The 14451-nt window shown below is 66.7% G+C and carries 15 protein-coding genes and 1 riboswitch; of the genes, 7 read left to right on the forward strand and 8 right to left on the reverse strand.

All coding sequences use genetic code 11. From position 1 onward, the window contains the following. The first annotated feature begins 6 nt into the window (after positions 1–6). The 7 genes from CEY08_RS20790 (at position 7) to CEY08_RS20820 (ending at position 6682) form a co-directional block, all read left to right on the forward strand. Positions 7–870 (forward strand): proteasome-type protease, encoded by an 864-nt coding sequence (locus CEY08_RS20790; RefSeq protein WP_076816692.1) that lies wholly within the window; start codon positions 7–9, stop codon positions 868–870. Positions 871–1092: 222 nt separating this feature from the next. Then, positions 1093–2091 carry a tripartite tricarboxylate transporter substrate-binding protein gene (locus CEY08_RS20795; protein WP_042796042.1) on the forward strand — a complete coding sequence of 333 codons (999 nt, stop codon included), beginning with the start codon at positions 1093–1095 and terminating at the stop codon, positions 2089–2091. Positions 2092–2149: 58 nt separating this feature from the next. Beyond that, positions 2150–2917 carry an IclR family transcriptional regulator gene (locus CEY08_RS20800; RefSeq protein ID WP_076816695.1) on the forward strand — a complete coding sequence of 256 codons (768 nt, stop codon included), beginning with the start codon at positions 2150–2152 and terminating at the stop codon, positions 2915–2917. A gap of 255 nt (positions 2918–3172) precedes the next feature. Then, a complete protein-coding gene (locus CEY08_RS20805; protein ID WP_042796041.1) occupies positions 3173–3625 on the forward strand; it encodes a MaoC family dehydratase in 453 nt (150 codons plus the stop codon). Positions 3626–3651: 26 nt separating this feature from the next. Beyond that, positions 3652–4506, forward strand: coding sequence for an HpcH/HpaI aldolase/citrate lyase family protein (locus CEY08_RS20810; RefSeq protein ID WP_076816697.1), 855 nt, complete (start codon positions 3652–3654; stop codon positions 4504–4506). A 2-nt stretch (positions 4507–4508) separates the two neighbouring features. Continuing rightward, the gene (locus CEY08_RS20815) at positions 4509–5666 is read left to right on the forward strand and encodes a CaiB/BaiF CoA transferase family protein (RefSeq protein WP_076816699.1); all 1158 of its coding nucleotides are present in this window, start codon (positions 4509–4511) and stop codon (positions 5664–5666) included. A 29-nt stretch (positions 5667–5695) separates the two neighbouring features. Next, positions 5696–6682 (forward strand): Bug family tripartite tricarboxylate transporter substrate binding protein, encoded by a 987-nt coding sequence (locus CEY08_RS20820; RefSeq protein WP_076816702.1) that lies wholly within the window; start codon positions 5696–5698, stop codon positions 6680–6682. A 79-nt stretch (positions 6683–6761) separates the two neighbouring features. Here the strand turns inward: CEY08_RS20820 and metF are convergent, their stop codons facing one another. The 8 genes from metF to leuC form a co-directional block, all read right to left on the reverse strand. Further along, complete coding sequence (gene metF / locus CEY08_RS20825; protein ID WP_088607781.1) at positions 6762–7610, reverse strand: methylenetetrahydrofolate reductase [NAD(P)H]; 849 nt, start codon at positions 7608–7610, stop codon at positions 6762–6764. Positions 7611–7752: 142 nt separating this feature from the next. Next, positions 7753–8088, reverse strand: coding sequence for a phage holin family protein (locus tag CEY08_RS20830; RefSeq protein WP_006389784.1), 336 nt, complete (start codon positions 8086–8088; stop codon positions 7753–7755). A 120-nt stretch (positions 8089–8208) separates the two neighbouring features. Continuing rightward, positions 8209–9627, reverse strand: a complete 1419-nt coding sequence (gene ahcY / locus CEY08_RS20835) for an adenosylhomocysteinase (protein ID WP_042796036.1) — start codon at positions 9625–9627, stop codon at positions 8209–8211. Positions 9628–9726: 99 nt separating this feature from the next. Then, positions 9727–9862, reverse strand: a riboswitch (S-adenosyl-L-homocysteine riboswitch). A gap of 35 nt (positions 9863–9897) precedes the next feature. Beyond that, positions 9898–11004, reverse strand: a complete 1107-nt coding sequence (locus CEY08_RS20840) for a glycosyltransferase family 4 protein (protein ID WP_076816704.1) — start codon at positions 11002–11004, stop codon at positions 9898–9900. A 98-nt stretch (positions 11005–11102) separates the two neighbouring features. Continuing rightward, positions 11103–11339, reverse strand: a complete 237-nt coding sequence (locus CEY08_RS20845; RefSeq protein ID WP_042796035.1) for a DUF1289 domain-containing protein — start codon at positions 11337–11339, stop codon at positions 11103–11105. 100 nt (positions 11340–11439) lie between these two features. Continuing rightward, the gene (locus tag CEY08_RS20850; RefSeq protein WP_088607782.1) at positions 11440–12366 is read right to left on the reverse strand and encodes an alpha/beta hydrolase; all 927 of its coding nucleotides are present in this window, start codon (positions 12364–12366) and stop codon (positions 11440–11442) included. Then, the gene (gene leuD / locus CEY08_RS20855) at positions 12363–13010 is read right to left on the reverse strand and encodes a 3-isopropylmalate dehydratase small subunit (RefSeq protein WP_076816706.1); all 648 of its coding nucleotides are present in this window, start codon (positions 13008–13010) and stop codon (positions 12363–12365) included. Before leuD ends, CEY08_RS20850 begins: the two co-directional genes overlap by 4 nt. Further along, complete coding sequence (leuC, locus tag CEY08_RS20860) at positions 13007–14428, reverse strand: 3-isopropylmalate dehydratase large subunit (RefSeq protein ID WP_063641450.1); 1422 nt, start codon at positions 14426–14428, stop codon at positions 13007–13009. Before leuC ends, leuD begins: the two co-directional genes overlap by 4 nt. Positions 14429–14451 lie beyond the last annotated feature (23 nt).

Here is a 14451-nt window from a genome sequence, read left to right on the forward strand (position 1 = left end):
CCGATCATGACCTACTGCGTCGCAGCCCGCCTTGATTCCGGCCTGGTCTTCCTGTCCGACTCCCGCACCAATGCCGGGGTCGACCAGATCAGCGTCTTCCGCAAAATGACCGTCTTCGAGCGTCCGGGCGACCGCGTGATGGTGCTGATGAGCTCGGGCAACCTGGCAGTAAGCCAGGCCGTGCTGAATGCGCTGGCGCGCCAGCACCACGAAGGCGGCGAAACCGTCTGGAATGCGCCCGATATGTTCGAGGCCACCCGCCGTGTCGGCGCTGCGGTGCGCGACGTCTATCACCACGAAGCCCCGGCCTTGCGCGAGCAGGGCGTGGACTTCAACGTCAACCTGATCTTCGGCGGCCAGATCGGCGCCGAACGCTGCCGGCTCTTCCAGGTGTATTCGGCCGGCAACTTCATCGAAGCCGGCCAGGAATGCCCGTACTTCCAGATCGGCGAGGCCAAGTACGGCAAGCCCATCCTGGACCGCGTGCTGCGTCCCGATACCTCGCTGGACGAAGCCGCCAAGTGCGCCCTGATCTCCATGGATTCCACGCTGCGCTCGAACATCTCGGTGGGTCTGCCGCTGGATCTGCTGGTCTACGACACCCATTCGCTGCGCGTCACGCACTTCGCCAGCATCGATGAGCACAACGAATACTTCCGCATGATCCGCGGCACCTGGGGCGAACGGCTGCGCCAGGTCTTCGCCGAGATTCCGGACCCGCTGTGGACCAATCCCGACGCCCCGGACTCGCTGGTGCCGCCCAGCCGCGTGCACCAGCCGCTGCGCGCCGAACCCGTGGACGCGCCGGCGCCCAGCTACAGCGCGCCGCAGGTGCTGGCGCAAGACCCGGGCAAAGACCAGGCAAATTAGGGACGCGGCCTCGCCGTCAGCGCCAAACGCCCGCAGGCAACTGCCAGGTTGCTGCGGGCGTTTGTTCTTGCGCGATCGCCATTGCGCGTAAACCCTCCTTTCCAGCAACCGAAACCAGGCTTGCGGAACTGCGAATTCTCATCCGGGCGCCAGCGCGCCAAACTGGTGCCCGGCCGTCATGCTTTGCCTTGGGGGCCCTCACAGAACCACAAGGAGCGAGACATGCCCCCTATCTATGCGCGCGCGCTCAAGCGCGCGGCCTGGCCCCTGCTGGCCCTGTCCTGCCTGGCCTCTGGCAACGCCGGCGCCCAAGGCGCCTATCCTAACCATCCCATCTCGCTGGTCGTGCCGTTCGCGGCGGGCGGCCCCACGGACGTCGTGGCGCGCAGCCTGGGCGCGTCCATGTCCAAAACGCTGGGCCAGAGCATCATCATCGAAAACCGCACCGGCGCCGGCGGCACGCTCGCCTCGCAGCACGTGGCGCGCGCCGCGCCAGATGGCTATACCTTCCTGATCCACCATAACGGCATGGCCACCGCGCCTGCGCTATACCGCAAGCTGTCGTTCAATCCGTTGACGGACTTCGCCTACGTGGGCCAGGTTGCAGACGTGCCGATGACGCTGCTGGGCCGCAAGGACCTGCCCGCGGACGGCATGAAAGACTTCATCAAGTACGCCAAGGAAAACGGCAACAAGATCAACCTGGCAAACGCCGGCCTGGGCGCGGTGTCACAGCTGTGCGGCATGCTGCTGCAGGAATCGCTGGGCGTGCAGTTCACCACCGTGCCTTATGCCGGCACGGCGCCAGCCATGACCGCGCTGCTCGGAGGCCAGGTGGACGTGCTGTGCGACCAGACCACCCAGACCATTCCCCAGATCAAGGCGGATCGCGTGAAGCTCTACGGCGTCACCACGCTCGAACGCATCAAGACGCTGCCCGATGCGCCGACCCTGCAGGAGAACGGCCTGAAGGGCTTCGAGGTCAAGGTGTGGCATGGCGTGTACGCGCCCAAGGGCACGCCGCCCGAGGCCGTCGCCAAGTTCAACGAAGCCTTGCGCGCCGCGCTGAAGGATCCCGCCTTCACGCAAAAGATGGCGGAGCTGGGCGCCGAGATCGTGCCGGAATCCAAACAGACTCCGCAGGGCCTGCAGACCTGGCTGCAATCCGAGGTCGACAAATGGGGCGGCATCATCCGCAAGGCGGGTGTATACGCGGACTGATTGCGCAGGGGGGCAGCGGCGGTTGCCGCTGCCCGTTCATGAATATATATTCCCGTGCATGAGCACGAACGACGTAAAAAGCGCCAGGCGCGTCCTGGACATTCTGCAATTCTTCGCTGCGACGCGGGCGCCTGCCACGCTGTCGCAGATTGCAGCCGGGCTGGGCATCCCCAAGTCCAGCTGCCTGGCCTTGCTCGACACCCTGGAAGGCGACGGCTACGCGCACCTGACGGCTGGCCGCTATTACCTGACCCGCCGCTGGCTGAACGAAGCCCGGACCGTCGCCGAACACGACCAACTGACCACGCGCATCCGGCCCACGCTGGAAGCGCTGCGCGACGAGCTGGGCGAGACCCTGATCCTGGCGCAACGGTCCGGCGACCACGTGGTCTACCTGGACGTCGCCGAGCCCGAACGCATCGTGCGCTTCACCGCCAGGGTCGGCCAATTGAAGCCGCTGCATGCGTCCGCCTCCGGACGCGCCTTGTTGGGCGCCATGCCGGCCGCCGACCGCGAAGCGCTGGCCGCTCGCCTGACCCTGGATCGCTATACCGGCAAGACGGTCAAGACCCACAAGCAGCTGCTGCAACTTATCGACGCCGAAGCCAACCGGGGCTGGCACGTCAATCTTGCGGAACACCAGGCTGACACCCTGTCGGTCGCCGCACCCCTGGTCCTGTACGGCGCCGTGCTGGCGCTGGTGGTCGGCGCACCCCTGGACCGTTCCGCCGCCCGCGCCGACCTCATCGGCCAGACCCTGCTCGCCGCCAGCCGCGACCTGACTCAGCGCATCGACAGCCAGGCCCCCGCCGTGCCGGCGTACTAAGGCCCATCCCCTCCCCAGGCGCTTCATGCAGGCGCCTGCCAGTCCCCCTTTGTCTCATTCGCCCTGCGGCTCATGCCTCGGGGCGCAATGCCGCGCCCCCCGTTTGCTGCGGGTTTACGCCAAAGCAAAATCCATTGCTCGCTTGAGTTCATATCTATAAACTTTTGTTCAAGAGCAAGAACGCAAGCCGGATCCCGATTGCGGGCGCTCGACAACCGGGCGACTGCCCGGCGCTCACTTCTTGAAGGAAGGAACATGGCTGGCCTTTATTACGAACAGTTTTCGCCCGGGCAGGCGTTCGAACATGCCTGGACCCGCACCCTGACCGAAATGGACAACGTGCTGTTCAGCTCCCTGACGATGAACGTGCAGCCGCTGCACCTGGACGCGCATTTCGCGGCGCAGACGGAGTTCGGCAAGCCTCTGGTCAACAGCCTGTTCACCTTGGGCCTGCTGATCGGCATGACGGTCAACGACACCACGCTGGGCACCACGGTCGCCAACCTTGGCATGACCGACGTGAACTTCCCGAAACCCGTCTTCGCGGGCGACACCCTTCACGTGCGCACTCGCGTGCTGTCAGTGCGCGAAAGCAAATCCCGTCCCAACGCCGGCATCGTCGAGTTCGAGCACACCGCGCTCAACCATCGTGATGAAGTCGTGGCCACGTGCAAGCGTTCGGCGCTGATGCGCAAGCGCCCGGCCTGAGCCCGGCGCCGCTCAGGAGGATCACGATGACTCGCTCTCTGCTGTTCGTGCCCGGCGATTCCGGGCGCAAATTCGATCATGCGGCCGCCAGCGCCGCCGATGCCCTGATCCTGGACCTGGAAGACTCCGTCGCACCCGACCAGAAAGCCGCGGCACGCAAGGAAGTCCGCTCCATGCTGGAACGGGGCTCGGCAGGCAAGCAGCTATGGGTGCGCATCAACGCGCTGGAGGGCGACGACGCCCTGGCCGATCTGGCGGCCGTGATGCCCGCCGCCCCCTCCGGCATCGTGCTGCCCAAGTGTGCGGGCCGCGCTGGCCTGCTGCAGTTATCGCACTACCTGGACGCCTTCGAGGCAGCGGCCGGCACGGCCCCAGGCGCCACGCGCATCCTTGCCATCGTCACCGAGACCGCCCAGTCCCTCTTCGGCCTGCACGACTACCGCGACGCCACGCCGCGGCTGTGGGGACTGTCCTGGGGCGCGGAAGACCTGGCCGCCGACGTCGGCGCGCTGCGCAATCGCGATGCCGGCCGCTACACCGAACCCTTCCGCCTGGCGCGATCGCTGTGCCTGATGTCAGCCGCGGCGGCCGGCGTGCGCGCCATCGACACGGTCTGCGTCGACCTGGACGCGCCAGAGGTTTTGGCGGCCGAGGCCGGCGAAGCCTTCCGCGACGGCTTCGTCGGCAAGATGGCCATCCATCCGCGCCACGTCGACGCCGTCAACGCGGCGCTGAGTCCGGACGACGGCCAGTTGCAGTGGGCCCACGCGGTCATCGCCGCATTCGCCGCCAACCCAGGCGCGGGCACCTTGCGGCTGGACGGCAAGATGATCGACCGGCCGCATCTGCGCCTGGCGCACCGCCTGCTGGGGGAGGATTGACCATGCCCGGACCACTGCACGGCATACGCGTCGTCGACATGACCAGCGTCGGCATGGGGCCCATGGCCACCCAGATGCTGGGCGATATGGGCGCCGACGTGATCAAGGTGGAATCCGCCGAGGGCGACGTGTTCCGCCACGTCACGCCCCAGCGCCACGCCGCCATGAGCCATACCCATCTGAACCTGAATCGCAACAAGCGCAGCGCGGTGATCGACGCCAAGACCACCGAAGGCCGCGCCCAGCTGGACGCGCTGATCGGCGGCGCCGATGTCTTTATTTCCAATATGCGCGCCCCGGCGATGCGCCGCCTGGGCCTGGATTACGCGACGCTGCAGCCGCGCTTTCCGCAGCTGGTCTATTGCGCCTGCTATGGCTATTCGGAGCAAGGCCCCTATGCCGGACGCGCCGCCATCGACGACACCATCCAGGCGGCCTCCGGCATGGCATGGCTGCAGGGCGGCGCGGGCGCGGACGCGCCGCGCTACGTCAACTCCGTGGTTGCCGACAAGGTGGTGGCGCTGTACGTCGCCAACGCCGTCACCAGCGCCCTGCTGGCCCGCGAACGCGGCGCGGGCGGCCAGGCCGTGGAAGTGCCGATGTTTGAGTGCATGGTGGCCTTCCTGGCGCCGGAGCACCTGGCCGGACTGACCTTCGTGCCGCCTGAAGGCCCGGCGGGTTACTCGCGCCTGCTCAATGAGTACCGGCGCCCTTTCCGCACGCGCGACGGCTACATGAGCGTGGTGCCCTACACCACGCCGCAGTGGCAACGCTTCTTTGCGCTGGCCGGCAATCCCGAGATGGCGCAGGATCCGCGCTACCTGACGCTCAACAGCCGCAGCAAGCATTTCCCCGAGCTGTACAGCTACGTGGAAAGGGTGCTGCGCGAGCGCACCACCGCAGAATGGACCGAGCTGCTGGCTACCGTCGACATTCCGTATGCGCCGGTCAACGACTTCGAGGAGTTGCTGGCCGACCCGCACTTGCGCGCCACGGGTTTTTGGCATGAATCCGAGCACCCCACCGAAGGGCGCCTGATCCAGGCGGGCCTGCCCGTCAGCTTCAGCCGCACGCCCGCCGAAATCCGGCGGCACCCGCCCGGACTGGGCGAACACACGGCCGAGATCCTGGCGGAAGCCCAGGCCGGCCGGGCGTCCTGAGTCCCGGTTCCAAGCACGAGGAGACAACCATGAAAAACAATATCCAATCCGCCTTGATCGCCGCTACGCTCTGTCTGCCCGCGCTGGCCGGCGCAGCCAGCTCGGGCGCGTCGAGCTACCCGCAGGCGGATAAGCCCATCCACTTCGTCGTCGGCTTTCCCGCCGGCAGCACCATCGACAACGTTTCGCGCGTGGTGCTCGACGATATCCGCACCCGCAGCGGCGCGCAGATCATCGTCGAAAACAAGCCCGGCGCGCTCGGCGTGCTGGGCGTGGACACCGTGGCGCGGGCCGCGCCAGACGGCTACACCATGATGCCGAGCTCCAGCGCCACCAGTTCGTCCGGTCCGTATCTGTCCAAAGCTTTCCAGCGCTACGACGCGATGAAGGATTTCACCCAGGTTGGACGCGTGGTCCGCTTCGACGTGGTCATCGTTACGCGCGCCGCCGGCCAGCATGGAGATGCGCGCCAATTGGTGGCGGCGGCCAAGGCCAAGCCTAACGCGGTCACCAGCGGCTACGGTTCGGGCACGGGCCAGGTCGTGGCCGCGGCCTTCAGCCGCGCTGCGGGTGCGGACGTGCTGGGCGTGCCCTACAAGGGCCAGCCGGCCGCAGTGACCGACCTGCTGGGTGGACGCATCGATTTCGTGGCCGCCGATCTCGGCGCCGTCCTGCCGCAGATCCGCGCGGGTAACTTGAACGCCGTAGCCCTGGTATCCAGCAAGCGCTCCACCATCCTGCCCGCCGTCCCGACAGCCCAGGAGCTGGGCATGGGCAGCCTGGACCTGACCGGATGGATCGGCGTGGCCGGCCCCGCGGGCCTCGCTCCCGAAGCCGCAAGATGGTGGTCGGAACAGCTGACCGCGACGATGCGTGAGCCAGCCGTCCAGGAAAAGCTGCGGGCCATGGGCATGGAGCCTGATCTGGCCACGGGAGACCCTTTGCAGCAATTCGTGCGCGCCCAGTATGACGCCTGGGGCCAGCAGATCCGCCAAGCCGGTATCCAGCCGGAATAAACGGCCGGCGCGGATCCAAAGAAAAGCCCACCCGCAAGGGTGGGCTTGGCCGCTACCGCGCCATGCAGGCGCGTTGCCGTCAGGCTTGCAACGACAGTTCCTTCCACACGGCCATCGGCGCTTCCGCGTGGTTCAAGGTGTAGAAGTGCAGGCCCGGCGCGCCGTTGTCCAGCAGCGTCTGGCACAGCTCGGTCACCACATCCACCCCGAAGGCGCGGATGGAGGCCTTGTTGTCGCCGAATTCGGCCAGGCGCAGACGGATCCAGCGCGGCACTTCCGCGCCGCACATTTCAGAGAAGCGCAGCAACTGCGTGTGATTCGTGATGGGCATGATGCCTGGCACGATAGGCACGTTCACGCCCTTGGCCTGCGCCCGGTCGACAAAGTCGAAATAGGCGTCGGCATTGAAAAAGTACTGCGTGATCGCAGCGTCGGCGCCAGCCTTCACCTTGTTCACGAAATGGTCCAGGTCCGCCGAGGGATTCAGCGCCTGGGGATGCATCTCGGGATAGGCCGCCACTTCGATGTGGAACCAATCGCCCGTTTCCTCGCGGATGAACGACACCAGTTCATTGGCGTAGCGCAGTTCCCCGGCATCGCCGCCCATGCCCGAGGGCAGGTCGCCGCGCAGGGCCACCACGCGCCGCACGCCATCGTTCTTATAGGCTTGGAGGATATCCCGCAGGTCCTGGCGGCTGGCGCCCACGCATGACAGGTGCGGCGCCGCCTCGCAGCCCAGGTTGCGCAGCGTGCGCACGGCATCCGCGGTGCCGGCACGGGTGGAACCGCCCGCGCCGAAGGTCACGCTGACGTACTTGGGCTGGATGGCCAGCATCTGCTTGGCTGCTCGCACCAGCCGCTCTTGGCCAGCCAGGTCGCGCGGGGGAAAGAATTCCAGACTGAATGCTGGAGAAATCGAATCGGACATTATCAGTTATCCATGGCGCTACGCGCATCGCATGTAACGGGCTCCTCCCCATCGGGATGCCGCGGAGCCGGCTTTGCCGGTCCGCTGGCATGCCCCCTGGAGGGGGGAGCGCGCAGCGCTTCGGGGGGAGCCCTAACTACATTCAGGGAATCAGCTTGGTCAGCAGGCCAGAGATGATGCTGTACAGGATCGCACCACCCACGGCCCACCAGAACCCGTTGACCTGGAAGCCCTTCAGCACGGAGCCGACGAACCAGAACAACAAAGCGTTGATGACGATGAGGAAGAGACCGAGAGTGACGATCGTGATGGGCAGCGTCAGCAGCACCAGCACCGGCTTGACCAGCATGTTCACCAAGCCCAGCACCAGCGCGGCGATAAGCGCCGATCCGAAGCTGGCCACGGTAATGCCGGGGAGCAGGTAGGCAACGGCCAGCAAGGCCACCGCGTTCAGGATCCAGACGAGTATCAATGCCATGTTCGACCTCCTGTTGTGAGTCCGTCGGCCCTGCCGCGGCGATGCAATCGCGACAGGGATCCCGCAGACCGGAAAGCCCGCGCCGACATGGCGCGGCACCTCCCTATTTTGCTACAACCATCAATAGCGGTAGTGTTCGGGCTTGTAGGGGCCTTCCACGGGCACGTTGATGTAGTCGGCCTGATCCTTGCGCAGGGTCGTCAGCTTGACGCCCAGCTTCTTCAAGTGCAGGCGGGCGACCTTCTCGTCCAGGTGCTTGGGCAGCACGTAGACCTGGCCGGACGTGTACGCTTCGTTGCGCGTGAACAGCTCGATCTGGGCGATCGTCTGGTTGGCGAACGACGACGACATCACGAACGACGGGTGGCCGGTGGCGCAACCCAGGTTCACCAGGCGGCCCTGGGCCAGCAGGATGATGCGCTTGCCGTCCGGGAAGATGACGTGGTCGACTTGCGGCTTGATCTCTTCCCACTTGCAGTCGGCCAGGCTGGCGACGTCGATTTCGTTGTCGAAGTGGCCGATGTTGCACACGATGGCCTGATCCTTCATGGCGTTCATGTGCTCGCGCGTGATGACGTGGTAGTTGCCGGTAGCGGTGACGAAGATATCGCCATGCGCGGCGGCGTCTTCCATGGTCACGACCTTGAAGCCTTCCATGGCGGCCTGCAGGGCGCAGATCGGATCGACTTCGGTGACCCAGACCTGGGCGCGCAACGCGGCCAGCGCCTGGGCGCAGCCCTTGCCCACGTCGCCGTATCCGGCCACCACGGCGATCTTGCCAGCGACCATCACGTCGGTGGCGCGCTTGATGCCGTCAACCAGCGATTCGCGGCAGCCGTACAGGTTGTCGAACTTGGACTTGGTGACCGAGTCGTTGACGTTGATGGCGGCAAAGGCCAGCTCACCCTTTTGCGACATCTGGTAGAGACGATGCACGCCGGTGGTGGTTTCCTCCGTCACGCCCTTGATCAGGGCCAGGCGGGTCGAATACCACTTGGGATCGCGCTTGAGCGTTTCCTTGATGGTGGCAAACAGGATGCGCTCTTCGTCGCTGCCCGGGTTGGCCAGCACCGAGATGTCCTTCTCGGCCTTGGTGCCCAGGTGCAGCATCAAGGTGGCATCGCCGCCGTCGTCGAGGATCATGTTGGCGTTTTCGCCATTGGGCCATTCGAAGATCTTGTGGGTGTACTGCCAGTATTCTTCCAGCGTCTCGCCCTTGACGGCGAAGACCGGCGTGCCCGACGCGGCGATGGCCGCGGCGGCGTGGTCCTGCGTGGAGAAGATGTTGCACGAGGCCCAGCGCACTTCAGCGCCCAGCGCCACCAGCGTTTCGATCAGCACGCCGGTCTGGATGGTCATGTGCAGGCTGCCGGCGATGCGCGCGCCCTTGAGCGGCTGCTTGGCGGCGAATTCCTCGCGGATGGCCATCAGGCCGGGCATTTCGGTTTCGGCGATGGCGAGTTCGCGGCGGCCCCAGCCGGCCAGCGACATATCGGCGACGAGGTAGTCGGAGAAGGATTTATCGGTCACAGCGTTCATGGTGTGTAGGCTCCACGTGAAATACGAACGGCGCAGGATATGGCCGGACACGCGAAGACACCACGACAGTCGAGTGCTCGCCTTTCCCGCCATATGCGACAAAGGTGAGCGCCGTTGCTGTAGCGCCGCGCAAGGCGCGCCGCTTGAACAAGGATTCCTGAGCCTGGCGAGCCTGGTTCCGCTTGCCAGGCTGGCTGGCGGGAACCGCAGGGTCGTCGCAACGCTCCTCAGGATTGCCGGGCATTGTACCCGGGAACCGCGCGTCAGGGATCAAACCCCTGGCTCCCTGGCGGGCATTTCGGCCGGCGAGCGTCCCGGCAGCCCGCTCCCTTCCGGTGCGCCTGGCACCTCGTCGTGCCCGGCGCCACGAGCGCTCCCGTCCAAGGGCACCAGTGCAGCCAGCAGCCCGGACGCAACCGAGTCCCAGCTGCGGGTCAGTGCAAGCCCACGCACCGCGTGCCTGTCCAGCGACAAGGCCGCGCGGCAGGCATGGGCCAGGTCCTCGTCCAGGAAACCGGTGACGCCCTGGGTAACCACCGCCAGGGGCGCTTCGCTGCGGAAGGCCGCCACCGGCGTGCCGCAGGCCATGGCCTCCAGCATGACCAGTCCGAAAGTGTCCGTCAGGCTGGGAAATACAAAAGCGTCGGCGGATCCGTAGAGCGCAGGCAGGGCCTCGTCGTGTCGCATGCCCAGGAAGATGGCGCCGGGAAAGCGCTTCTTCAGCCGCGCTTCATCCGGCCCGGCCCCGACCACCACCTTGCTGCCCGGCAGGTCCAGCGACAGAAAGGCGTCCAGGTTCTTTTCGCGCGCCACGCGCCCCACGCTCAAGAACACAGGACGTGGCAAGTCCGGAAAGGCCTGGCCGGCGCCCGGCTGGAACTTGCGCGGGTCCACGCCGCGCGACCAGATCCGCAGGTTCGCCAATCCGCGCCGCGCGAGCACGTCGCGCACCGTGGGAGTAGGCACGAGCACGCGTTGCGAAGGCCGGTGGAACCAGCGCAGGTAGCGCCAGGGCAAGGCCGCCGGGATGCCCATGCGCGCCTGCAGGTAGTCGGGAAACATGGTGTGAAACGAGGTCGTGAAGCGCCAGCCGCGCGCCAGCGCCATGCGGCGCGCGGCGAGCCCCAGCGGGCCCTCGGTGGCGATATGCAGGGCGTCGGGCACGATGTCGCCCAGGATGCGGCGCAATTGCCTTCCGGGCTGCAGGCACAGGCGCAGGTCCGGTTCGGAGGGCGCGGGAACGGTGCGGCTGCCCTGCGGGTTCACCACGATCAGCTCGTGGCCCCATTCGCCAAGGATCTGCTGCATGGTCGTCCAGGTGCGGACGACGCCATTGACTTGCGGATGCCAGGCATCCGTGACGAGGACGATGCGCATGATGGAGCCGGAAGTGGGCGACAAGCGCGATTTAGCCCGCGCTATGTGACATGCCCAAGACGACGGCCCGCGTCGGGCTCGCCCTATACGCCCTGGCCCTAATTGTTGCGGCGGGGATACCCTTGCGCCGTGATGCGCACCCAGACCTCGCGCTTTTCCGCTTCCGTCATGAATACCCAGTTGGCGACTTCCATGGCCGTACGGCCGCAGCCGCGGCAGATATCGTCAAACAGCGTGGAACAAACCGCCACGCAAGGCGAATCGGACGCCTTGAAGGCGCGTTGCGCGTCTTCGGCTTCGGGCAGTTTGGAAAGGTCGACATGGTACTGATTCATCGGGTGAAGAGTAACACCCGCGGTATGTCCCCTTTTGGAAAGCCCTATGTCTCGCCCGGACTTGGCCGCCTGCCCGCGTCCGGGATGCTAGACGCCGCCGTTACCCGGGGAAAGGCCGCATAGGCGGATCTCGCGGCTCCTGGCGCCAGCCGAAGAACTCCCCGGCCTGTTCCAGCAATGCGTCGGGACATTCTTCCGCCAGATAGTGCGCGCCCGGCAGCGGCCCGCCGGAAACCTCATCGGCAATCCGCCGCCACAATCCCAGCACATCGAAATTCCGGCCTACCGCCCCCCGCTCGCCCCACAAGACGCGCAACGGCAGGCGCAGACGCTCGCCTGCCGCCCGGCCGGCTCGGTCGTGCTCCAGGTCCAGGGTGGCGGAAGCGCGATAGTCTTCGCAGATGCCGGTGGCCCAGCCGGGCAGGCGCGCGGTGCGTTCGTACTCCGCCATGGCTTCGGCGGAAAAATGCGCCAGTCCGCCAGGCCGCCCGCCCATGACGGATCGCAGGTAGAACACCGGGTCGCGCTCGATCATGGTTTCGGGCAGCGGCGCCGGCTGGATCAGCCAGAACCAGTGGAAATACGCCTGCGCGAAGGCGCGCGTGGTGCCTTCGTACATGTCCAGCGTGGGCGCGATATCCAGCAGCATCATGCGGCTGACGGCTGCGGGATGATCCAGCGCCAGCCGGTGCGCCACCCGCGCGCCGCGGTCATGAGCCAGCACCTCGAAACGCTCGTGTCCCAGGGCGCGCATCAGTCCGACCATGTCGGCCGCCATCTCGCGCTTGGAATGGGCTGCATGGTCCGCCGACGCGGCCGGCTTGTCGCTGTCTCCGTAGCCGCGCAGGTCCGCTGCCACGCAGGTGCGGTGGCGCGTCAACGCCGGCCAGACCCGGTGCCAGATGGCGTGGGTCTGGGGATGGCCGTGCAGCAACAGGAGCGGCGGGCCCGAACCGCCGACGCGCGCGGCAATCTCTATGCCGTTGGCTTTGAAGCGGCGCACGGGCAAGTCGAAGAATGCGGTCATAGGGTCTCTCGGTCCAGGCGGTCGCGCACGCGCCGCGCCAAGTCTTTCATCCAGGGATGCCGCGCCCAATGGCGGGCCTCGAAACGCTCCACCTCGTCCAGCTGCTGCAATGATGCGCCCACCATGTCTTGCCCTTGCATATACATGCGGCGGTGCCGCTCAGGCAGCGTGAACCCCGCCTCCCAGCCGTCCGCAGCAACGACGCGTCCGGCGGCCACGTCGATGCTGACGCGGTGGGTGGCCGTATTGGACACCCTGGCGAGCAGGGCGTCGATCTCCGCCGGCGCCAGACTGATCAACAGCAGGCCATTGTTGACCGCATTGAAGTAGAAGATCTCGCCGAAACTGGGCGCGATCACCGCGCGGATGCCGAATTGCTGCAGACCCCACACCGCATGCTCGCGGCTGGAGCCGCAGCCGAAGTTCGGACCCGCCACCACGATGGATGCGCCGGCATAGGCGGGCTGGTTCAGCACGAAATCGGGCCTGGGCATGCCCCCCTCGTCAAAGCGCAGATCATGCAGCAGGCCGCAGTCCAGCCCCGCCTTGTCGACGATGCGCAGGAACTGCTTGGGCATGATCTGGTCGGTGTCCAGATTGGAAAAAGGCAGCGGCGCGGCGACGCCATCAATCGTTGCGGTCATGCGTATTGCTCCAAGGCGCGGACGTCGACGATGCGGCCAGTTAGCGCAGCGGCGGCGGCCATGGCCGGCGACATCAGGTGGGTACGGCCCGCCCGCCCCTGCCGGCCTTCGAAATTGCGGTTGGTGGTCGAGGCGCAGCGCTCGCCGGGACTCAGCACGTCGTCGTTCATGGCCAGGCACATGGAACAGCCCGGCTGGCGCCATTCAAAACCCGCCTCGATCAGGGTCGCCGCGACGCCCTCGGCCTCAGCCTGTGCGCGCACCGCCCCCGACCCCGGCACCACCATGGCCCGAACGCCCGCGGCGACCTTGCGCCCGCGCACCACCGCCGCCACCGCGCGCAGGTCCTCGATGCGCCCGTTGGTGCACGAGCCGATGAACACGCGGTCTATCGGCAGCCCGGCTATCGGCATGCCGGGCACCAGGCCGATGTAGTCCATGGCTTTTTCAAGCGCCAGGCGAGCCAGTGCATCGGGCTCGGCCTGCGGATCCGGCACCACGCCGTCCACCGGCATGGCCTGGTCCGGGCTGGTGCCCCAGGTGACGAAAGGCGCCATCGCGGCGGCGTCCAGCACGTGTTCGGCGTCGAACACGGCATTCTCGTCCGACCGCAGCGTGGCCCAATAGGCGCGCGCCTGCTCCAGCATCTCGCCACGCAGTTCCGGCGCATGCGCGGCGACATAGGCTTCGGTAGTGGCGTCCGGCGCGATCAGCGCGGCGCGCGCGCCCGCCTCCACTGTCATGTTGCACAGGGTCATGCGGGCCTCGGCGGACAGCGCCGCTATCGCTTCGCCGCAGAACTCCACCGCGTGTCCGCGCGCGCCCTGCGCGCCGATGCGATGCACGATGCAAATCACCAGGTCCTTGGCCGTCACGCCTGCCGGAAGCCTGCCGTCCACGCGGATACGCATATTGCGCGCCACCCGGTACACGAGCGTCTGCGTGGCCAGGATGTGCTCGACTTCGGACGTTCCGATGCCAAAGCCCAAAGCACCCAGCGCGCCATAGGTCGTGGTGTGGCTATCGCCGCACAGCACCACCATGCCCGGCAGCACCATGCCATGCTCGGGCGCGATCACATGCTCGATGCCTTGCAGCGGGTCGGTGGTGTCGAACAGCGCAATGCCCTGTTCGTCGCAGTTGCGCTTGAGATTGAGCGCCTGGCGCGAGGACGCGTCGTCGGCGATCACGCGCAGCGCCGCCGGCACTGGATGCGTGGGAATGATGTGGTCCACCACCGCCATCTGCTGCCCGGGACGCAGCACGCCGCGTCCACGCGCAGCCAGGCCGCTGAAGGCCTGCGGGCTGGTGTATTCGTTCATGATGTGCAGGTCGACGTACAGCAGGATGTGTTCCTCGTCGATCCGGGCCACCTCATGGCTGGCCACCAGTTTGTCGTACAACGTCATGCCGGGCATGTCTTGCGTCCTTCGATTGTGGA

It is taken from the genome of Achromobacter insolitus (assembly GCF_002209555.1).
GTDB lineage: Bacteria > Pseudomonadota > Gammaproteobacteria > Burkholderiales > Burkholderiaceae_B > Achromobacter > Achromobacter insolitus.